At 60.8% G+C, this 19,661-nt stretch carries 17 protein-coding genes and 6 pseudogenes; 10 read left to right on the forward strand and 13 right to left on the reverse strand.

Translation table 11 applies throughout. The features are described 5' to 3' along the window. Positions 1–12: 12 nt before the first annotated feature. Together ACMGE0_RS30060 and ACMGE0_RS30065 are read right to left on the reverse strand one after the other, a co-directional pair. Entirely contained in the window at positions 13–894 is an 882-nt protein-coding gene (locus tag ACMGE0_RS30060; protein ID WP_436819559.1) for a dihydrodipicolinate synthase family protein, read from the reverse strand. Between the two features lie 21 nt (positions 895–915). After that, positions 916–2,466, reverse strand: coding sequence for an ABC transporter substrate-binding protein (locus ACMGE0_RS30065; RefSeq protein ID WP_436819560.1), 1,551 nt, complete (start codon positions 2,464–2,466; stop codon positions 916–918). Between the two features lie 133 nt (positions 2,467–2,599). Between ACMGE0_RS30065 and ACMGE0_RS30070 the strand changes: the two genes are divergently transcribed. Continuing rightward, on the forward strand, positions 2,600–3,505 hold the full coding sequence (locus ACMGE0_RS30070) for a LysR substrate-binding domain-containing protein (RefSeq protein WP_436819561.1): 906 nt from the start codon (positions 2,600–2,602) through the stop codon (positions 3,503–3,505). A 244-nt stretch (positions 3,506–3,749) separates the two neighbouring features. Here the strand turns inward: ACMGE0_RS30070 and ACMGE0_RS30075 are convergent, their stop codons facing one another. The 3 genes and pseudogenes from ACMGE0_RS30075 to uxuA form a co-directional block, all read right to left on the reverse strand. Further along, positions 3,750–4,769: a Zn-dependent oxidoreductase gene (locus tag ACMGE0_RS30075; protein ID WP_436819562.1), complete on the reverse strand. Its 1,020-nt coding sequence runs from the start codon at positions 4,767–4,769 to the stop codon at positions 3,750–3,752. Further along, entirely contained in the window at positions 4,738–4,935 is a 198-nt protein-coding gene (locus ACMGE0_RS30080) for a hypothetical protein (protein WP_436819563.1), read from the reverse strand. The genes ACMGE0_RS30075 and ACMGE0_RS30080 overlap by 32 nt, the downstream gene beginning before the upstream one ends. Before the next feature lie 3 nt (positions 4,936–4,938). Then, a pseudogene (uxuA, locus tag ACMGE0_RS30085) lies at positions 4,939–6,046 on the reverse strand (mannonate dehydratase); the annotation flags it as partial. Between uxuA and ACMGE0_RS30090 the strand changes: the two are divergent. Then, positions 6,047–6,356 (forward strand): annotated as a pseudogene (locus tag ACMGE0_RS30090) (lipocalin family protein); the annotation flags it as partial. A gap of 3 nt (positions 6,357–6,359) precedes the next feature. Here the strand turns inward: ACMGE0_RS30090 and ACMGE0_RS30095 are convergent. Continuing rightward, complete coding sequence (locus tag ACMGE0_RS30095) at positions 6,360–6,692, reverse strand: hypothetical protein (protein WP_436819564.1); 333 nt, start codon at positions 6,690–6,692, stop codon at positions 6,360–6,362. Between the two features lie 67 nt (positions 6,693–6,759). On the opposite strand from ACMGE0_RS30095, the gene ACMGE0_RS30100 reads away from it, so the two are divergent. Both ACMGE0_RS30100 and ACMGE0_RS30105 read left to right on the forward strand, forming a co-directional pair. Then, a complete protein-coding gene (locus tag ACMGE0_RS30100) occupies positions 6,760–6,903 on the forward strand; it encodes a hypothetical protein (protein WP_436819565.1) in 144 nt (47 codons plus the stop codon). Between the two features lie 54 nt (positions 6,904–6,957). Continuing rightward, on the forward strand, positions 6,958–7,107 hold the full coding sequence (locus ACMGE0_RS30105) for a hypothetical protein (RefSeq protein WP_436819566.1): 150 nt from the start codon (positions 6,958–6,960) through the stop codon (positions 7,105–7,107). Between the two features lie 141 nt (positions 7,108–7,248). Here the strand turns inward: ACMGE0_RS30105 and ACMGE0_RS30110 are convergent, their stop codons facing one another. The 6 genes and pseudogenes from ACMGE0_RS30110 to ACMGE0_RS30135 all read right to left on the reverse strand — a co-directional run. Beyond that, positions 7,249–7,545, reverse strand: coding sequence for a hypothetical protein (locus ACMGE0_RS30110; protein WP_436819567.1), 297 nt, complete (start codon positions 7,543–7,545; stop codon positions 7,249–7,251). 793 nt (positions 7,546–8,338) lie between these two features. Continuing rightward, positions 8,339–8,578: a hypothetical protein gene (locus ACMGE0_RS30115; protein ID WP_436819568.1), complete on the reverse strand. Its 240-nt coding sequence runs from the start codon at positions 8,576–8,578 to the stop codon at positions 8,339–8,341. 161 nt (positions 8,579–8,739) lie between these two features. Beyond that, positions 8,740–8,895 carry a lysozyme family protein gene (locus tag ACMGE0_RS30120; protein WP_436819604.1) on the reverse strand — a complete coding sequence of 52 codons (156 nt, stop codon included), beginning with the start codon at positions 8,893–8,895 and terminating at the stop codon, positions 8,740–8,742. A gap of 88 nt (positions 8,896–8,983) precedes the next feature. Then, positions 8,984–9,280, reverse strand: a pseudogene (locus ACMGE0_RS30125) (glycosyl hydrolase 108 family protein); the annotation flags it as partial. 422 nt (positions 9,281–9,702) lie between these two features. Then, positions 9,703–10,213: pseudogene (locus ACMGE0_RS30130) on the reverse strand (SDR family NAD(P)-dependent oxidoreductase); the annotation flags it as partial. A 279-nt stretch (positions 10,214–10,492) separates the two neighbouring features. Continuing rightward, positions 10,493–10,976: pseudogene (locus tag ACMGE0_RS30135) on the reverse strand (ATP-dependent DNA ligase); the annotation flags it as partial. Between the two features lie 137 nt (positions 10,977–11,113). Here ACMGE0_RS30135 and ACMGE0_RS30140 point away from each other — a divergent pair. From ACMGE0_RS30140 to arfA, 6 genes and pseudogenes are all read left to right on the forward strand, one after another. Then, positions 11,114–13,011, forward strand: a pseudogene (locus tag ACMGE0_RS30140) (ABC transporter substrate-binding protein). Positions 13,012–13,074: 63 nt separating this feature from the next. Continuing rightward, entirely contained in the window at positions 13,075–14,082 is a 1,008-nt protein-coding gene (locus ACMGE0_RS30145; RefSeq protein ID WP_436819569.1) for an ABC transporter permease, read from the forward strand. Next, positions 14,079–14,939: an ABC transporter permease gene (locus ACMGE0_RS30150; protein WP_436819570.1), complete on the forward strand. Its 861-nt coding sequence runs from the start codon at positions 14,079–14,081 to the stop codon at positions 14,937–14,939. The genes ACMGE0_RS30145 and ACMGE0_RS30150 overlap by 4 nt, the downstream gene beginning before the upstream one ends. Further along, positions 14,936–16,000 (forward strand): ABC transporter ATP-binding protein, encoded by a 1,065-nt coding sequence (locus ACMGE0_RS30155; protein WP_436819571.1) that lies wholly within the window; start codon positions 14,936–14,938, stop codon positions 15,998–16,000. The genes ACMGE0_RS30150 and ACMGE0_RS30155 overlap by 4 nt, the downstream gene beginning before the upstream one ends. Beyond that, positions 15,997–16,896, forward strand: a complete 900-nt coding sequence (locus tag ACMGE0_RS30160; RefSeq protein ID WP_436819572.1) for an ABC transporter ATP-binding protein — start codon at positions 15,997–15,999, stop codon at positions 16,894–16,896. Before ACMGE0_RS30155 ends, ACMGE0_RS30160 begins: the two co-directional genes overlap by 4 nt. Positions 16,897–16,938: 42 nt before the next feature. Continuing rightward, entirely contained in the window at positions 16,939–18,486 is a 1,548-nt protein-coding gene (gene arfA / locus ACMGE0_RS30165; RefSeq protein ID WP_436819603.1) for an arabinosylfuranosidase ArfA, read from the forward strand. Positions 18,487–18,518: 32 nt separating this feature from the next. Here the strand turns inward: arfA and ACMGE0_RS30170 are convergent, their stop codons facing one another. After that, positions 18,519–19,445, reverse strand: coding sequence for an ArsR/SmtB family transcription factor (locus ACMGE0_RS30170; RefSeq protein WP_436819573.1), 927 nt, complete (start codon positions 19,443–19,445; stop codon positions 18,519–18,521). Between the last annotated feature and the right edge of the window lie 216 nt (positions 19,446–19,661).

The raw sequence follows: 19,661 nt of genomic DNA on the forward strand, positions 1-19,661 counted from the left end.
GGCGGCTGGCGCTCAGAGCGCGCCGACATCACGCAGAACCGCACCGATCTCGGCACGGGCAGCCTCGCCGAGCGGCATCTGTGGTGCCATCGGCGCACCGACCGGGAAGCCCTGCAGTTCGAGCGCCGTCTTGATGCAGGCGGCGATCGAATATTTCGTGAAGATTTCGTTGACGCGCCAAAGCGGGCGCTGCAGCTCCATCGCCTTTGTCCAGTCGCCCGCCTTGGCGGCATCATAAAGGGCAATGCTCTGGCGCGGCACGATGCAGGCGGGACCGGCCATCCAGCCGACCCCGCCAATCATCATCACACAGACCGGAATGTGTGCGGAGGCGGCAAACACCTCCATCCGGCCGCGGGTCCGCTCGATGATGGAGAGAAGACGTCCCGTATTGGTCGAAGCATCCTTGATGTAGCGGATGTTATCGATATGGCTCAGCCGCTCGATGACCGGCAAGGTCAAATCCGAGCGCTGGAACTGGGGATTGGTATAAAGCACGACCGGGCGACCACGGGCGGCCTTGGCGATCGCCGTGAAATAGGCCTCGACACCTTCATCGCCGATCGGAAAATAGGCCTCCAGGATGGCCAGAATGCCGTCGGCTTCCGCCTCGACCATGTATTCCGTCTGTGCGACCGCATCGCTGATCGACGTAGACGCCACGCCGGCGACAACGGGCACCCGGCCGCGATTGGCCGAGATCACCGTGTCGACGACGTGACGCCGCTGCTCTTGGGAGAGATAGGCAAATTCGCCGGTGCTGCCGAGAGGCGTCAGGCCATGGACGCCCTCGGCGATCAGGTGATTCACCAGGTCGGCCAGCACGCCTTCGATCACCGCACCCGACCGATCGACCGGCGAAACAAGGTAGGGAAAAACACCGCTGAAATACATGATGGACCACCGCTTTTCGGATCAGTTCGGCTTCACGTAGTAGGGAAGCGTGTAGGCATCCGAACGGCCTTCATAGGAAAGGTCGTTTTTCACCGCCCAGGTATTGGCCAGGTAGAAGATCGGGATGACGCCGAGATCGGTCATGGCGATCTCGGTCGCCTTCTTCAGAAGCTCCTCGCGCCTGGCGTCATCCAGCGTGCCGCGGGCTTCGCTCAGCGCCATGTCGAACTCCGGATTGGAGTAGCGACCGCGATTGCCCTGCCCCGCCTTCTCACCATAGGTCTCGAGGATCGGGCCGAGCACACCGGAGGCTTCGCCGGTCTCGACCGCCGCGCCGCCCATGATGAAGCTGAACTCCAGATTGGAAGCGCGGGTGAAATAGACGCTGCCCGGAAGCGTTGCCACTTCCGTCTTGATGCCGACGCGGCTGAAGAACTGGCCGATCGCCTGAGCGACCTTGGAATCGTTCGGGTAACGGTCGTTCGATGCATGGAAGGTCAGCGAGAAACCGTCCGGATATCCGGCGTCAGCGAGCAACTGCTTGGCCTTGCTGGGGTCATAAGGGTCGATCTTGATGTTCGGATCATAGCCGAAATAACCTTCCGGAACGACCTGACCGGCCGGTACGCCCTGACCGTCCATGATGCGGTCGACAAGCGCTTCGCGGTTGATCGAGAGCGAAAGCGCGCGACGCACTTGCGGCTTCAACAGCGGGTTCTTGCCGTCCGGCCCCTTTGCAAAGGGCGATTCCTCGCGGCCCTGGTCCATGTGAAGGTACATGATCCGATTGCCGGCCACATTGACGACCTTGAGCCTATCCGACGCCTGGAGCTTGCGCGTGTCGGCGGTCGGGATGCTTTCGATCATGTCGACATCGCCGGACAGCATGGCGGCGACGCGGGCGCTGCTGTTCTTGAACACCCGGAAGGTCACCTTGTCCCAGGCGGCCTTCTCGCCCCAATAGTCATCGTTGCGGGCGACGACGACATTGTCGTCCGGCGTCCAGGAGACGAACTTGAACGGGCCGGTACCGATGACGCCCTTGCCGGAATTCATCTCTTCCGTGGTCGTGTTTTCCATCTCGACCGGCAGGATGGCGATGCGGCTTAGGTTGTTGAGCAACAGCGGCGTCGGGCCGTCGGTCTTGATCCGCACCGTGAGCGGGTCGACGGCCGTGACTTCGGTGATTGCCTTCACATAGGCTGCAAACGAGCTCGGGCTGTTCTTCGAGGCCAGCGGAACGCGCTTGATGCTGGTGACGACGTCTTCGGCGGTGAAATCGCTTCCGTCGTGGAACTTGACGTTCGAGCGCAACTTGAATTCCCAGGTCGTGTCGTCGATCGTCTTCCAGGAAACGGCCAAAGCGGGCTGAATCTGCTGCTTGGCGTCCTGGTTGACGAGGCCGTCGAACATGTTGCGCGCCATGGCGCTATTGGGGCCGACGACATAGAACTGCGGGTCCATGGACGTGGTCGATGCGGCCAGCCCGACGGTTAGATCGTTCGCGTGGCTTGCGAAGGGTACGCCAAAAACAGACGCTGCCAGTGCGGCTGCGATCGTAAGGAATTTCATGCTGGAGCTCCTCCGAGTTTCCGATATCCGCGCTCTCCCTGCGGATTGACGACGCAAATAAAACGTCCGCAAAGAAAAGAAAAATTGCATTTGGTGTTCAGTCCATGCCCTAATGTTATGGGAGTGTTTGAGGATGCGATTGAAACCACGACAGGTCGAAGCCTTCAGAAGTGTGATGATGACGGGTGGCATCACCGCCGCCGCAGAGGCGATGAACGTGACGCAGCCCGCGGTCAGCCGTCTCATTCGCGACCTGGAGGAGATCGTCCGGATCACCCTCTTCGAACGGGTGGGCGCGCGGCTGGTGCCGACAGCCGAGGCGACGCAGCTCTTTCGGGAGGTCGAGCGGCTCTATCTCGGACTGGACCAGATCGCCCAGGCAGCCGACGATATCCGCCGGCACAAGAATATCGTGCTCAGGATCGGCAGCGTCACCTCGCTGGTCCGCCCTTACCTGCAGCAGGCGATCATCGACGTCATCGGCAATCGCCTGGACATCCCCCTGGTGATCGACGTCGAAAACAGCCGGCATATCTGGGACATGGTCGAGAAGAACCGCTACGATCTCGGCTTCGTCTTCAGCTCGCCGCGGATGACCGACAAGAATGCAGTCCTGCTGCACAGTGCGCATGCGGTCGCCGCCATGGCTCCCGGGCACAGGCTGGCATCGCGCAAGGTCATCACGCCTGGCGACCTTCTGGACGAGCGTGTCCTGATCCCCGGGCGCAATTCACCGCTGAGGCTTGTGCTGGACCGGGCATTTGCCAGCGCGGATCACCCGCCGGCAAGCACGATGGAAACGTCCATGCTGAACTGCTGCCATTTTGCAGCATCGGGAATGGGGATAGGCATCGTCGACTACACCAGCCTTCGCGCCGCGAAAGCCAATATCGTCGCCATTCCCTTTGAGCCAAGGATCGACGTCTCCTACTTCGCGATTCGGCCATCAGGCGGACATCGTATCACCATCTTGGACGATTTGGTCCGGCGGATGAGCGCGCTGATGAGCTCTCATGCAGGGCCCGCTACACGGTCGTGAAAGGAGTGAACCGTTGACCAAGATATGAGCGTCCACGGTGCGGCTGCCCTCCGCCTGCCTCGGCCGGCAGGATCTCGCACTCTTACCAAACGTCGAAGAACCACAAGCCTGGGTTGACGTCGTCCATTTTCAACGTCGTGGTGAATTCTCCGCCTCAACGTTGTTTTGGCGGCACCGACGCCAGAATCCCGTTTTACATTGCGTTCACGATTAACGACAAAGCACCGGCAGTCCGCTTCGTCCTTCAGCTATCGAATGCCAGCTGCACCTTAAGGGTTCGCTCGGGATGCGCCTCGACCCGGTCGAAGGCGGCCTGCGCCTCGCGCGCATCGAAGGTCTGGGTGATCATCCCCTTAGGCCGAAGCGCGCCGCTTGCCAGCCAGCCGATGACCTCGGGGATGAAGCGCCGGTTGAGGCGCGAGCCGACCAGCGTCAGCTCCTTGCGAACGATCTCCTGCTGGCTGACATTGCACGGCGCGGGCGAAAAACCGAGAAGGCCGATGCGCCCGGCAGGCGGTGCCACCCGGCATGCCTCCTCGAGCAGGGCCGGCAGGCCGGCGCCGTCGATGACGACTGACGGGCCGAGGCCATCCAGCTCGCCGGCGACGGCCTCCGGGACGGACTCGACCCCGGAATGGATCACCCGGTCGGCGCCAAACCACCGTGCGCGCTCCAGCCGTCCCGCATCGATGTCGACGACGATGCAGCGCGCGCCGCGCATCCTCGCCACCTGCAGCACGGTGATGCCGACCGTGCCGGCGCCGTAGACGAGCGCGACGTCGTCCTTGCCGCAGCCCGTGCGCCAGAGGACGTTGGCGGCGACGGCCAGCGGCTCGGCAAGGGCGGCCACGTCGAAGCCGAGCGACGGCGGGACACGCACGGCATTCTCCGCCGGGACGAGCGCGACGGAGCGGAATCCGCCGTCCCGATGGACGCCGATGACCTGCAGTTTCGCGCAGACATTCGACCGGCCGATGCGGCAGGGATGGCACATGCCGCAAGAGATGACCGGATCGGCAACCACGCGGTCGCCGACGGCGAGGCCAGAGACCCCCGTCCCGAGCGCGGCGACCACGCCGGCGAATTCGTGCCCGATCACCCTCGGGTAGACCACGAAGGGGTTGGAGCCGTGGAGGATATGCATGTCCGAGCCGCAGATGCCGGCGCGCTGCACGCGGATCGCCACCTCGCCGGGGCGGGGCTGCGGCGCGGGCCGGTCGTCAACCAAGAGGCTATGCGGTTCGCGAACGGAGATTGCCTCCATGGCCTGAAACCTTTTGCCGGCGGCGGTTGATCATGAACCGAGGATAGCCCGCATATGGGCATTGACGCGGGAGCGCCACATTGCCCTTCTGCGCCAGCGCCGCGCGGTCGCAGGCCGACCACTCGACGGCCGGCGGCAGGATCGTGTTTGCGTCGAGCAGCGCCATGGTTCAGACCGCCCCGTGGAAGGGATGGGTCAACGCCCGCTCGATGCCACGCAGTTCTGCGAGCCCCCGCAGGCGCCCGATCGCCGGATAGCCCGGCTGGGCGCCGCGGGCGAGGTCGTCGAGGATTTCCTGCCCATGGTCCGGCCGCATGAATATCCGGTCGTCCGTCCGGCCTTCCGCCTTCCGCCGCCGCTCCTCGGCGACGAGGGCGGTGATGACCGCGACCATATCGGTATCGCCCTCTAGGTGGTGGTCCTCGAAGAAGGAATCAGGGGAAACCGGGCGTCTCACGGGTCACGTTGCGCAGATGCGCGAAGTAAATGCGCGGCGCAAGACGGCGCCCGATCGCCGGCAGGTCGTTGTCCGGCCGCGCGCCGAGCGAACCGGTGCAGAAGGTGACGCCGTTCGCGATGCTGTCGACGCCGTCCAGCACATGCCGGTGGTCCGCCTCCATCGACAGGACGCGTGGCAGGCCCAGCAGCGGCCAGGGCGGATCGTCGCCATGGGCACACAGCCGCATGCCGAGGGCTTCCGCGACGGGCACGACCTCGGACAGGAAATCGACGAGATGGCCGCGCAGGCGGTCCGCGTCGATACCCGGTAGCGGTCAAGCGCGTCCTTGAGCTCCACGATGCTGTAGCCGTCGGACGAACCCGGCAGGCCCGCGCCGATATTGCGCGACAATGCGGCCTTCTTGTCCTCCGCCATGGCGGAGAACCGCCGGCCGGCCTCCTCGACCAGTGCCTGCGGATAGTCCTGCGCGGCGCCGGGGCGCTCCAGCAGGTGCAGGTCGAAGGCGACGAAATCGACGAGGTCGAAGCGCATCGCCCGCGCACCCTGCGCCGTCTCCGAGCGCAGGTCCGTGCGCGTCCAGTCCAGGACGGGCATGAAATTGTAGCAGACGGTGAAGATGCCGGCCTTCGCGAGCTGGCGCAGGCTCTCCTTCCAGGCGCCCATATGCGCCTTCCAGTCGCCCGTCATCGTCTTGATGCATTCGGACACCGGGATGCTCTCCACCAGCTCCCCCGGCGCGGACCTCCTCCTGCCGCTTGCGGATCTCCTGCGCGCTCCAGGCCGTGCCGGTCGGAACGTGGTGCAGCGCGCTGACGATGGCCAAGCCGAGCCTATCGATACTTCGAACGCAAAGCTGAAGGTCACCTTTCTTCCGGCTACTTCGCTGGGTACCTTTCACTGACGGCGATTATTGGGTGCTCAAGATCGATCCTGAGTGCCGGGTCGCACTGGTCGGCACGCCTGATCGCAAGTTTCTTTGGGTGCTCGCGCGCGAGAGCGCCATCTCGGACGGCTCCCTGGAAGACTACCTAGCGGAAGCTCGAAGGCAGGGATTTGACCTGACGAACCTCATCAGGCCGCGCCACACCGGGCGGGAGGTGAGCGACGCTTTGCTCGAGAAACCATGACGATCACGCTGCAATCCTTCCCTGCATGCCGTCGCAATTGTTCGGGTCTGTATTGACGAAGTGGAAGTCCGCGCCGCCGGCCGTCGCGATGTCACCGACCTGTGGCACGATCGCCAGCCCGACCGATGAGACGTAAATCTGCCGGTCGCTGGTGAGGATGTTGGTCCCGTCGATGTAACTGTGGTCGAAGGTCATCGGCCGGATAGACTGTCGCCGTCGGACCACCGCCGAAGATCGGATCGGGAGGGCCGCGGCGTTTGATGGTGCCGGCTGGCGATACTTCGAGATCGGGCGCTGAGCCGTCGGCTGCAGGCGGGTGTAGAGGGCATTGGGCATTCAGCGCCTCGTTCCGGAACGATGTTTTGCCCAACCTGTTGGGTACTGTGGAAAAGGAGAACCCGAAATGCCCGACAGAAAGTCAGACCCCTCAAGCGATGCTGAGCGCAGCGATCCAAAGAAGGCCGAAGCGAACCGGGAAGAACTCAAAAAGCAGGCTGAGCAAGGCATCAAGAATGCAACCCATGACCTTCCGAAGGAACAGGGCTAAACGACGAGGATACGGTCAGGGAACGGAACGATTGGAGAAGCGTGTTTGTCCTTCATGAAGAAGATCAACGGACCACGCGCAATGGTGATCACCATCCTATTCAGTGTCGCGATCTGCGTCGCGGTTTTCTCTATCAAGTGGTGGATGACAGACCGACTTGGCAAAGTGGACGAGAAAAGCAGCATTGCTGACCCGCCCGGTTGAGGTGCCGAGCCATGCCGTGGCATGGGCGGGATAGATGTCACCCTCTCGGCGCCGGGAAGGGCCGGCTGGACCATTCTCCCTTTGCCATCACGAACCGGCTAAAGTTGCCGTGCCCGCGTTCCCGATCTCTGCCTATGTGGCTTACACGTCCGCCTCACGCGCATTCAGGGCCTGCACAACCCGCTGACAGTTCTCGTTACCCTCGGGCAACAATGTAACCGGGTCGACCAAGCCAGCAGCGACGCCCAGGCCATTCGCCACTGCCCAACCCCAATTATCTTGGGCATACTGCAACAGGCGCGGACCCTCGACCCCGATGCAGGCTCTACCGGCTTGGATAATCTCCTGAGACGGGGCGCCCTGAAGACGCTCCGATAATTCGGCCTGGAGTGGCGTGACAACAAAGATAGCGAACAGATAGCTGATGAATTCAGACACGTTGATCTCCCTGAATATTCGCGGGAGATAGGTATGAGTTGCTGATTGCACCAGTTCTGCTGTGCCCTGGGCAGTTTGCTAATACAAAATGCCGACCGCGAGATGAGCCCATATGGCCAACAGTCCGGCAACGACCAGAGCGCATGCCGCTACTCGCGCAGCGCCCTGAGGAGTTAGCTTTACTGCGGCCTCAAGCGCTACCCAGGCTCCCGCAAAAAAAGCAACGGCTGCGGCGAAATCAGCGGGCCCCCACGAAACTTCGGCGGTGAACAGCATTGCGAGCGCCGGCGTGAGCAGGATTATCGTTGTCACAGCTAGATAAACACGTCGCCATGTCAGCGCTGCGGGCATGAAACCCTCGTAACTTTGGACGCATTTTTCCTAATCGCGAGAGGTGGATGCTCTCCCCGGCGGGCAGTCGAGTATTCCTTTTCCTCATAGGAATATAGAGCGACAATCTGGATGAGATCAGCGCGACAATCTGGATGAGATTCTGGTGCGGCGGTTGTCGGCGACCGTGTCATCGTGATTGACGCTGGCAAGAGCTTCGTCTCACCCTGCTTGTCGCGCTGCATAGGAAGGTCCGACTGAACACCCAATTCACGCTGCGAATATGGGCGATTGGTGCTCATGCGGCAAGCCTCCATCTCCTGATCAGTCCTGCGCGTGGCCGGAAAAGCTACTCACTGATATCTTTGCGATAAGTTGCATGCCGAAAAACGCAACCCGAACCAGCTAGAAACGGAGGCGTAACACCTATTGCGCGCGTGTGCTTCGCCGGGGCTGAAGGCGCTCACCCGCCCAGGCTATCGATGCGGTTGCCGACGCCCTCGATCGCCTGCTCGTGCATTCCCGCCCTGATGACGTAGGTCTCCGCAATGTGAAGACGATGGGCGGCAAGGTCGCCAATCGCCTTATCGCCCTTGTCGGCGGCAATCTTCACCTTCGCTTCAACGCGCGCCCATACTCGCCAGCCAGCGCTGGCGAGCAGGACGGCAAAGCCGATGACGGCCATCAGTTCGGCGCCAGTCATGCGAGCGCCCCGCCGCAATCGACAGGCTGAACAACTGCCACTTTATAAATGTCGCTATGCGGTACTTCATGGCTTCACCCCGCACAGCTTCGCCAGCTTCTCGTTTTCGGTCAGGATCTGGCGCTTGGTGCCTTCGGTCAGCGTGTCTTCCACGCTTGACCTCACGGGCCGCGCCACTGCTCACCGATGTGGCCGTCAATCTTGCCTGAATAGACGCCTTTGGCGGCGAGAACGGTCTGGAGCTTCTTGACCGCCGTCGGTGGGCCGGAGTTCTGGCCGAAGTCGAACGCCGCGTAGTCGAGGCCGGCAGGCAGCACGTCGCCGCCAGCCTGACTCCAATAGGAACCGGCGATAGATTGCCTCGGCCTCAGCGCGGGTGATTGCCTTGACGCGATCGGCGGTCACGGACGGAACGCCGAGGTAGGCGGCCAGCGTCTTGTGCGTCACGCCGTACTTGGTCGGGCCGCCCTGATCTGTCTTGACATTCACATAGCCGCCCTCGTGACCGAACATAAGGTCGAGGGCGACGGGAAGCGTTTCCCGAGCCATGGTTGATCTCCTATCGTGGTGGTGGTGTGGTAACGTCCCAGGTGGAATGCGGACGCTATGACGCGCCCACGCTGACGTGGTCGTAATGGTCATGGTAATGTCCTGTGGTGGTGTCGGGGATAGCGGCCCCGCCGCGTTGACGCGTCGTGCCATGAGTATTCTCCGATGTTTGATGAAGTGGAACGTTTAGGTTGCGGGGCCGTTTTGACAGCGCCGCGGGTCCCGTCCTACAACCTGATAGCGGCTGAAGGCCCGGCACGGTAACAGTGCCGGGTCTTTGAGCTTGGAACGACACAGTTAGGCCGGAGTTAGAAAATGCTGCAGCGTGGACTCCTGCCCTCCGCAGAGCTGCGGCCGGAGGCCGGTTGCGTTGCCCATTCGCGCCGGCCTCTCGCAGCTTTGCGCCAGCGTTATGCAATTATGGATGGCGCACGCCCATCACTGGAACGGCGCGGTCACGGCGCAGTTATGTATGCTGCGGCCAGCAACCCCAATCCCCAGCCCAGCCGCAGCCAGGGGCCGGACACGATCCTCGGCGTGGGCCGGCCTCTCGCTATTCAGGCCGTTTGCTGAAGTGCGATCAACGCTTCGGAAAATCCGCGAAGCCCGAACTTGCTGGAGCTGTAGGCGGTAGCGAAAGGCGCTGCCACAAAGCCGCCGAGCGAGATCATGTTGATGAAGACGCCCCGGCCCGGCTTCAGGAAGATCGGCAGGACGGCATGGGCATCGTTCATGTGGCCGATCAGGTCGGCGGGGATGACCTGCTCATGTACCTCGATCGGCGTCCCTTCGAAGCGGCCTACGGCTCCGACGGTGTCATTGCTGACCCAGACGTCAAGTCCCCCGAGGTGTTCGCCTTATCGGCAAGCGCTCTGACGGCCGCCGAATCGGTGACGTCGGTCACCATTGAAATCATCTCGCTGCCGACCCGCCTGCAAATGAGAGTTACCTTGTCGAGGGCCTCTCCGGTGCGGCCGGGAGCACAAGTCTACTCCCCCGGCGCGCGAATGCCTCGGCCGTCGCCTGGCCGATGCCACCCGACGGGCCGGTGATGACGACGACGGCATGTTCGAGTTCGATGGACATCGACTAATCCTCTCCGTCCAATCAGGGGAACTCGTCGAACCGATTTCCGAAACTCAAGTTCCGGCTCTGGGCCGCCTTCAGGGTTACACTCCGATGTTGTCAGTGCCAGATCGAGTTCAGTGCATGCGACCCAGACGCATCAGGCGAAAGCCAAAAGCGAGTGTCGCGAGGCAAAATCCACTAATCGCACGGGTAGGAGTGCCGGGCTGATACCTTGACTAGTCCAGGCGAGCCCAAGATCGCCGACGGGTATGATCATTGCTGCGGCCAAGAACGCAATCGTGGTCTGAGCGGCTCGGATCGCAGATCCTCGCCACCATCATAGAGGAGATCGAAGGCGAAATAGACGAGGTCACCCGTCTTGCCTTCCGAAAGGGCCGCCTGCAGGGCTGCAAAAATCCGGCGCGCCATTCTCATCGAGGGCACAGATCTCGCCGTCGATGATGTAGTCCGGCAGTGCGGAGACCGCATCGACGATCTCGGGATATCTGCCTGTCCAGTCGAGGCCCTTGCGGGTCTTCAGCGTCACCTCGCCATCGAGCACGCGCATCTGGATGCGATAGCCGTCGAACTTGATCTCATGGATCCAGCCGGCGCCGGCCGGCGGGCGCTCCAGCGTCTCGCAGAGCTGCGGCGGAATGCAATCCGGCAGGTCGGTGACGGTATCCGGCTCGTCGTCGCCAGTGGCCTGCCGTTTAGCGGCGGCAAGACCGTGGTTACTGTCCCATACCGCGTCGGCCTGGACATCGCCACCTTTGATCAGCTCGGACATGTATGCAACATTAATATCCGAAAATATGATATAAATCACGATTTCGGTTGACTCTGCTCGACTCCCGTTAGACTATCATTGATGTTCGGAGAGCCGATGAGCACGCTGGGAACTGGGAGGATAACGGCATGCTTTCGAGAAGAACATTTATGTGGCTCGCAGGTACATTCCTTGCGACCAAGCCGTCGTTCGGGCAGGTGCCGGGCAACGATTTGCCCCGAGAACAACTGCTAATCCTGGAAAATCCAGAAGGCACGATCAAAAATGCCGGATGGTTCAACATCTGGGCCATCAACGCCGGTGGCCAGACGACGGGCCTTCACCAGAACGCCATGGACACGTTCTGGTATATCGATCCGGACCACGGGATCAACGGTGTTTGGGATAACTCCCTCGCTTCCGAAAAGCCGATATATAACAAAAACTTCACGGAAATGACAGTGAAGTTGAGGTCCGGCATTTTCTGGAGTGATGGGATCGAATTCACGGCCGACGACGTGGTATTCACGATCGAGACGCATATGAAGACCAATGGTTTACGCTGGAGCGCTCCGGTGCAGGTTAATGTGGCGGGGATCGAGAAGAAGAGCCCAACGGAAGTCCTCTTCAGGCTCAAGAAGCCCAACTCGCGCTTCCATGCCTTGTTCACCGTACGCTGGAACGCGATGTGGATGATGCCGAAACACGTCTTCGAAAAAGTCGGTGACGTGCTGAAGTTCGACTTCAATCCGCCGGTATCGTTGGGCGCCTATACGCTCTATAATTTTGATCGTGGCGGCAAATGGTTCATTTGGAAGAAACGCGACGACTGGAAGCAGACCACCGTCGCCCGTTACGGCGAACCTGGCCCCGTTTATCTTGCCTATATCGATCCAGGCCCGCCGGAAAAGCGTGTCATCGAGCAGCTCAACCATCGTCTCGACGTCATTCATGATCTGTCGCCCGAAGGGATGTTCACGCTCGCCAAGGACTCGCCGTCTTCGGTCAGTTGGTTCAAGGGTTCCCCTATGCCCATCCGGATCCGACCCTGCCTTCGGTCATCTTCAATCATCGGCTGGAGAAGTTCCAGAGCAAGGAGGTGCGCTGGGCTCTGGCGCTGCTGATCGACATCAAGGCCGTCAGCATGGCGTCCTACCGCGGTGCGGCCACGATTTCGGCGATAGGCGTGCCGCCTACCGGGCTTTATCCGAAATATTATTTCGAGCCGATGGAGCAGTGGCTGACGGGTTTCGAGCTCGACACGGGCAAGCGGAAGATCAAGCCGTACGACCCGACCATGGGCAAGCAGATCGCCGAGATGCTGCGTCCGTCCTTGAAGGACCAGATACCTTCGGAGCCGGGCGAAATCGCCACGGCCTTCGGCAGGGGCTGGTGGAAACCTGATCCGGAAGCGGCGGCGGAGCTTCTCCAGAAGGCCGGCTTCACCAAACAGGGCGACCGCTGGTACCAGCCAAACGGGCAACCTTTCTCCGTCAAGGTGATGGTCGAGGGTGACCTGCGGCCGGTCATGACACGAGCCGGGTCGATCATCGCCCAGCAATGGCGGCGTTTCGGTGTTGACGCCAATATCGACGTGGCCCAGGGAACGATGCTTGATCGCCGCGGCGTCGGCGATTTCGACACGTTCATCGGGTGGAGCGTCGAGACGTGGGGCGGTCACCCCGACCTCTCGTTCTTCCTCGACAGCTGGCACTCGCAGTTCGTCGTCGATGTCGGCAAGGTCCAACCGCCGAGAAACTGGCAACGTTGGGCGGAACCGCGGCTGGACAAGATCATCGAGGAGATCCGCACGATCGACTTCGACGATCCGCGAGGCGTCGAGCTCGGTCTCGATTATCTCAAGCTGGCGGCAGAGGAAATGCCGATCATTCCGCTGATGGCCTACAACGTCTTCGCCACGATGGACACTACCTATTGGACAGGTTTCCCAAGCCTCGAAACCAAGCCCTATACAAACCCGGTCGCCAACTGGGGCAACACAAAATACATGATGGTCAATCTGAAGCCGACGAAGCCGGCAAAGTGAGAAACAGCCGCCCGGCTCAACCAATACCCGGGCGGAGACCTCATCCCGAGACACGAGGCATCAATGCGATCCTACGCAATTTACGTGGCCAAGCGCCTGTTGCAGTTCGCGCTGGTCGTGTTTGTTGGCATCAGTATCACGTTCCTGATCACCCATCTGACGCCGATCGATCCGGTCGAACATGCCGTCGCCCAGGTCAGCACATTCGGCTTTTCCAGCCCGGAATCCATTGAACTTCTCCGGCAGTCGCTGCGGGAACTCTACGGGGTCGGAGACAATCTCTGGGAAGAATATCTGATCTTCTGGCAGCGGCTCGTCATGCTCGACTTCGGGCCCTCCCTGTCGGCTTTTCCCACACCCGTCAGCGAACTGATCGGCAGAGCGATCCCCTGGACGATAGGCCTGCTCACCATATCGACGATCCTGAGCTGGTTCATCGGCAACATTCTCGGCGGCCTTGCTGGCTATTACAGCCGCAACCGCATCCTGCGCATTCTGGGAATGATCATGATGGGGCTGCATCCCGTGCCCTATTATATCGTGGCCTTCGTGCTTCTGATCGTCTTCACCTTCATCCTGCCGATCCTACCGAGCAGCGGCGGGTATGAAATGAACCTTCCGACTGGCTGGACGCTGCAGTTTGCGGGCAGCGTGCTGCTCCACTCGATCCTGCCCTCCCTGTCCCTCATCCTCGTCGGTGTGGGGAGCTGGTTCATGGGCATGCGGGCGCTGGTTTCCAACATCGTGACGGACGACTACGTCACCTATGCCGCGCTCGCCGGCGTTCCGGAACGACGCCTCGTGACTTCCTACGTGATGCGAAACGCGTTCCTGCCGCAGATTACCGGCCTCGCGATGTCGATCGGGGCAATCTTCAATGGCGCGGTGATCACCGAGCAGGTTTTCGGCTATCCGGGCATCGGGCGGCTTCTGGTCGAAGCGGTCCATGCCGCCGATTATTCGCTGGTCCTTGGGATCACGTCGATCGCCATCATCGCTGTATCCGCCGCCGTCTTCATCATCGACATCATCTATCCGCTGATCGATCCACGCGTACAGGTGAGCCAATGATTGCCGTCTTCAGAGATCTGTTTCGGTACAACGGCGAGTTCGCGATCGGCTTCATGATCATGGCGATCATCCTCTGCATCGCCGCAGCGTCGTTCTTTTCACCCTATGAGCCAATCGACTCCTATCTAGTGGTGATGGATGCCCCGCCGTCCGCGGAATTTGTGTTCGGCACGAATTCGCGGGGTCAGGACATTTTCTGGCAGCTGACGTTTGCGCTGCGGAACACGCTGACCTTCGGGTTCATTGTCGCGCTTGTCAGTCGCGTTCTTTCTCTGGCAGTCGGTCTGGTGTCCGGTTATGTCGGCGGCATCGTCGACCGCGTCCTGATGTCGATCAACGACACGTTCATCGTCATCCCGCTTTTTCCCCTGCTGGTGCTGCTCTACTTCGTTCTTCGTGACGACATGACATGGCTCGTCCTCGCGCTCGTCATGGCGGGACTTGGCTGGTCCTATGACGCAAGGCTTATCCGGTCGGTGATGATCAGTCTCAGGACGCGGGAGTTTACCAATACAAGCGTGTTTTCCGGCATGTCCATGCCGCGTATCGTAACGCAGGAACATCTGCCCTACGTGCTGCCGATCGTCTTTTCGACCTTCATGAACAACATGAACTGGTCGATCGGCCTGGAAGTCACGCTCGCGGTGCTGGGCTTCACGGACGTCGACACGCCGACGATCGGCGGCATGATCTTCTGGGCCAACCAGCACAGCGCCATGGTGTCGGGCATCTGGTGGTGGTATTTCTTCCCCACCCTGTTTGTCACATTGACGTTCATCGGGCTCTTCCTGCTGTCCATCTCCATGAATGAATATATCGATCCGCGAAGCCGGCTCGACCGGATGGGGAATTCATGATGGCACAGAACCCCAGGCTCGCCGAAGCAACACTCCATGTTCTGGAAACCCGCGATCTGCGTGCCTATTACCGCATGAAATATTTCGGGATAGACCGGGAGGTGCGCGCGGTCGACGGGATATCCATGCACGTGCGCAAGCATGAGATCTACGGGATCGCGGGCGAATCGAGCTGCGGCAAGACCACGTTCATCAAGGCGATAGCAGCCGCGATCAGGCCGCCGCTGGAAATTGTCGCGGGAAAAGTCGATTACAGCTTCATCGACCGCGATCTCTACGCGCTACCGCCGGCCGAACGGGCGGCCATTCGCTGGCGCCATCTGTCCTACATTCTGCAGGGCTCGATGAACGTGCTCAATCCCGTTCGCCGCATCCACCGGACATTCGAGGATTTCGCGTTCCGGCACATGCATCTGGGCCGGGCGGATTTCGAACGGGAGGTGAGGCGCCATCTCCAGCGGCTTCGCCTTCCTGCCGAGATCCTCTATTCCTATCCGCACGAGCTTTCGGGCGGAATGCGGCAGCGGGTCTGTATCGCGCTGGCGACCCTGTGCCGGCCGGAATTCATCATCGCCGACGAGCCCACTACCGCACTCGACGTCGTCGTCCAGAAGGACGTCCTTGCGATGATCCGGGAAAGCCAGCGGGAATTCGGCTCCTCGATGATCTTCGTAACCCATGACCTTACGGTTCACGCCAACGTCACGGACAGACTCGGCATCATGTATGCAGGGCGGCTGGTCGAGGAGGGACGAACGGCGGACGTGTTCGCCAATCCCATGCATCCCTACACCGCCCATCTGATCGCCAGCCTTCCGAGGATCGGCGACATCAATGCGCGGGACGCGCTTCCGGGATCGCCCCCGAACCTGGCCGATCCGCCGAGGGGGTGCCGGTTCCATCCGCGTTGTCCGCTTGCGATGGAGATCTGCCGCCACGAAAATCCCGCCCTTACCGCACTGGGGGAAGATCACCGCGTCGCATGTTTTGCGGCAAGCTCCAAGGTGAGGCCGGTTGCGGACGAGAACCCCGCCGGCAAGGAGCTGGAGGCAGCGAGATGACACCTCCCCTTCTGCATGTCGATCGCGCGTCGAAACTCTATACCCGCGGTGGCCTTCTCGGCCGTGAGGTATTCAGGGCGGTCGACGACGTCTCCTTTCATCTTGATGCCACCGAGCCCCAGATCTTCACCATCATTGGAGAATCCGGCAGCGGCAAGACGACGCTCGCCAGGATGATCCTCAATATGATCCGCCCTAGCGGCGGCACGATCTTTTTCAAGGGGAAGGACCTCGGGACCATCCGTGGAGCGAAAGCCCGCCGGGACTTCATGAGCCAGGTGCAGCCGATCTTCCAGAACCCGTTCGAGGCCTTCAATCCGCTGAAGCGGGTAGACCGATACCTGTTCATGACGGCGCGAAATTTCACCAGTGCACGATCGCAGGCGCAAATGGAGGCAGCGGCCGACGCCGCGCTCAACAAGGTCGGATTGTCGATCGGCGAAGTCCGGGGGCGGTTTCCTCACGAGCTTTCCGGCGGCCAGCTCCAACGCGTGGCGATCGCGCGCGCCCTCATTCCAGGTCCTTCGATGATCATCGCCGACGAGCCCGTCTCTATGGTCGACGCCTCCTTAAGAATGTCGATCGTCAATCTTTTCCGAACCCTCCGCAACGATCTCAACGTGTCGATCATCTACATCACCCACGACCTCGCCACCGCGTACTGCGTGAGCGACGGGATCATCATCATGCAGCAGGGCAAGGTGGTGGAAAGCGGGCAGGCTCGCACTGTCCTGGACAATCCGAAGCACTCCTATTCTCAGCTCCTGAAAGCCTCCGTCCTCTCTCCCGATCCGCATGGTCGCGGCGTGCTCACCGGCGACAGCGCGGCATCGCAGCAGGCGCGGGCCTCCCCTCCCCCGCCGCAGATGCACGATGCCGAACCGCAGGCCCACTAGTTCAAAGAATCCATTACATCCATCAGAGCGAGATTTTAGATGATCAAGGCCCAAGTCCGGTTCGACCGGGATTTCATCATTGGCGAGACAGACAGACGCCTGTTCGGCGCGTTCATCGAACACCTTGGCCGCTGCGTCTATGGCGGGATTTTCGAGCCTGGTCATCCGACGGCGGACGAGAAAGGCTTCAGGCGGGATGTCCTGGAACTCGTCCGGGAACTTAACCCCACAATCATGCGCTATCCCGGCGGCAACTTCGTGTCCGGGTACAATTGGGAAGATGGCGTGGGACCGGTCGAACAGCGACCGCGCCGCCTCGATCTGGCGTGGAAATCAGTCGACACCAATCAGTTCGGAACCAATGAATTCATGGACTGGTGCAGGGCTGCCGACATCGAACCGATGCTCGCCGTCAATCTCGGCACCCGCGGACCGGACGAAGCCCGCCACCTGCTCGAGTATTGCAACCATCCCTTCGGCACGCACCTTTCCGACCTGCGCCGTCAGCACGGCTGGGAAAAACCTCACGACGTCAAATTCTGGTGCCTGGGCAACGAAATGGACGGCGGCTGGCAGATGGGAGCGAAGACCGCCGGGGAATATGGCCGGATCGCCACCGAGACCGCCAAGATGATGCGGATGACCGACCCGACCATCGAACTGGCGGCCTGCGGGTCGTCCGGCCGCAAGATGGCGACCTTTGGCGACTGGGAAAGGATCGTGCTGGAGCACACCTTTGACCAAGTCGAGTTCATATCCCTGCACACCTATCTCAACAATTATGCGGACGACACGCCGTCGTTTCTTGCAAGTCCTGACCTGATGGACAGCTTCATCGAGGAAGTGGTCGCGATCGCCGACGCCGTGGCGGCTCGCCGGCGATCGCGGAAGCGCATCATGCTGAGCTTCGACGAATGGAACGTCTGGTATCGTACCCGCCGCGGCGAACATAACCGGGTCAAGGAAGGGTGGCCCGTTGCCCCGCCGATCTTGGAGGAAGAATACAACATGCAGGATGCGCTCGCCTTCGGCGGCGCCTGCATATCGCTCCTCAATCACGCGGACCGCGTCAAGGCCGGCTGCCTCGCCCAGCTCGTAAACGCCATCGCCCCCATCATGACCGAAACCGGCGGTCCCGCCTGGCGCCAGACGATCTTCTGGCCCTTTTCTGATTTCAGCAATCTCGGCAGGGGGCGCGTCCTCAGGGCCCGGATCGATACGCCGACCTATGCCACACGCTATTACGATCCGACCCATACCGAAGATCTCTACGACAAGATCGACCCGGTCCCATATCTCAAGTTCTCGGCGGTCCATTCCGAGGCGGACAAGACGGTCACGCTCTTTATCCTGAACCGGCATCTTTCCGACGAGATGCAGATCGAAGTTGCTGCGACCGGTTTTGGCGGATTGCGGCTGCGGCGCGCGCATTCTCTGCACCACAGCGATCTCATGGCGAGCAACACCAGGAAGGACCCCGAGAAGGTGGCTCCGCGCGATCTGCGGAACGTTGAGGCATCGAGCGGCGGCGCGGTGGTCACCGTTCCGTCGGCCTCGTGGAGCGTCGTCCGGTTCGATGCTTCGGTCTGATGCCCGAACCCGCGGCCGCGGTGCCCACCGTGTCAGGCGAGATACAGGCGCATGACGATGTCTTGGTCGTAATTGCCGAAGCCCCGACCAAAAATGTTTATGCCTCCCGGATGGGGGGCATTTTCCTCAATCCCTATCTTCATTCGAATGGAATGATGATCGGTCAGGCCTACGTCGTCGATAGTGACATTCGAAATGGAAACTCCGTCAACAAACGAACCTTGCTTAGTAACACGGAAGGTCTTCAGCTTGCCGTACTGCGAACCTTCGAGCTTCCACCATTTGGGTGTGTAGACGCCGCGCTTGTCGCCGTAGTCACCGGGGGAAGTCCACGTCCCTACCTTGTGATCGTTGACCCACAATGTGATGTCGGAGGGCCAGTTAACGTTGGTGCCGGGAACTTCGGACGACAACTCCATGGAAAATTCCACCGCCTCGACCGTAGAGTTGAGAAGTCTGGCGTTGTTCGGAAACTTATATTCCACGTTCCCGCGCCCGAACCAGATAAGCGCTGCCTGGACCCGACCCGGGTCCAGGAAGAAGTCCGGCACGTCCAGCAACCCGATGACACCCTCGGGCGAGCAGAGGCCACACGGCGCCAATACCTCGCAACTGGTGAAGAGGCCAAGCGGCATCGCAACTTCGATCTGGTTGCTTTTCTGCCTTTTTTCCGGAGTATCGAAGCGTACTATAATTTCGTCATACTTGGCGCTGCATACCTTCTGATGCCCTTTCGTCGCCTTGACGGAGTGGGTATCGATCAGCCCCGCCTTCTCCAGCGTCAATATATTCACGGCCACAGTCGATTGGGGTAGCGACAGTGCAGCGCTAATCTCGTTGACATTCATTTTGCCGCGATCGCGGAGAAGCTGCAGGATGTTGACCCGAATAGGCGACGCAAGTCCTTTGAGGACCGAACTGCCTGTATTTGCCGATATGGTGAGAAAGTTGGGCTTCATGCTCGAAACGGTTGTTGCCTGTCCTCTGTATCAGGATTTTTGATTTGGCAGGAACGAAATTTTAAACACGGGTGGTTTCGCCGAAAGAGCGGCGGCCTCGTGCACCACCCCGGCAGGGCCGTTCAATACGTATCCATTCGGTATTCCGAGCTTGGCAGAAGCAGATATCGAGCCTCAAACGGGACCGTCAAAGAGAGCTAGGAAAGGCCCTCGCAG

The sequence above is a fragment of the Neorhizobium descurainiae genome (assembly GCF_051400715.1).
GTDB lineage: Bacteria > Pseudomonadota > Alphaproteobacteria > Rhizobiales > Rhizobiaceae > Neorhizobium.

Coding starts and splice junctions, on each gene's coding strand:
- ACMGE0_RS30060 (WP_436819559.1), bottom strand. CDS start 894: ATGTATTTCAGCGGTGTTTTTCCCTACCTTGTTTCGCCGGTCGATCGG.
- ACMGE0_RS30065 (WP_436819560.1), bottom strand. CDS start 2,466: ATGAAATTCCTTACGATCGCAGCCGCACTGGCAGCGTCTGTTTTTGGC.
- ACMGE0_RS30070 (WP_436819561.1), top strand. CDS start 2,600: ATGCGATTGAAACCACGACAGGTCGAAGCCTTCAGAAGTGTGATGATG.
- ACMGE0_RS30075 (WP_436819562.1), bottom strand. CDS start 4,769: ATGGAGGCAATCTCCGTTCGCGAACCGCATAGCCTCTTGGTTGACGAC.
- ACMGE0_RS30080 (WP_436819563.1), bottom strand. CDS start 4,935: ATGGCGCTGCTCGACGCAAACACGATCCTGCCGCCGGCCGTCGAGTGG.
- ACMGE0_RS30095 (WP_436819564.1), bottom strand. CDS start 6,692: ATGCCCAATGCCCTCTACACCCGCCTGCAGCCGACGGCTCAGCGCCCG.
- ACMGE0_RS30100 (WP_436819565.1), top strand. CDS start 6,760: ATGCCCGACAGAAAGTCAGACCCCTCAAGCGATGCTGAGCGCAGCGAT.
- ACMGE0_RS30105 (WP_436819566.1), top strand. CDS start 6,958: ATGAAGAAGATCAACGGACCACGCGCAATGGTGATCACCATCCTATTC.
- ACMGE0_RS30115 (WP_436819568.1), bottom strand. CDS start 8,578: ATGACTGGCGCCGAACTGATGGCCGTCATCGGCTTTGCCGTCCTGCTC.
- ACMGE0_RS30145 (WP_436819569.1), top strand. CDS start 13,075: ATGCGATCCTACGCAATTTACGTGGCCAAGCGCCTGTTGCAGTTCGCG.
- ACMGE0_RS30150 (WP_436819570.1), top strand. CDS start 14,079: ATGATTGCCGTCTTCAGAGATCTGTTTCGGTACAACGGCGAGTTCGCG.
- ACMGE0_RS30155 (WP_436819571.1), top strand. CDS start 14,936: ATGATGGCACAGAACCCCAGGCTCGCCGAAGCAACACTCCATGTTCTG.
- ACMGE0_RS30160 (WP_436819572.1), top strand. CDS start 15,997: ATGACACCTCCCCTTCTGCATGTCGATCGCGCGTCGAAACTCTATACC.
- ACMGE0_RS30170 (WP_436819573.1), bottom strand. CDS start 19,445: ATGAAGCCCAACTTTCTCACCATATCGGCAAATACAGGCAGTTCGGTC.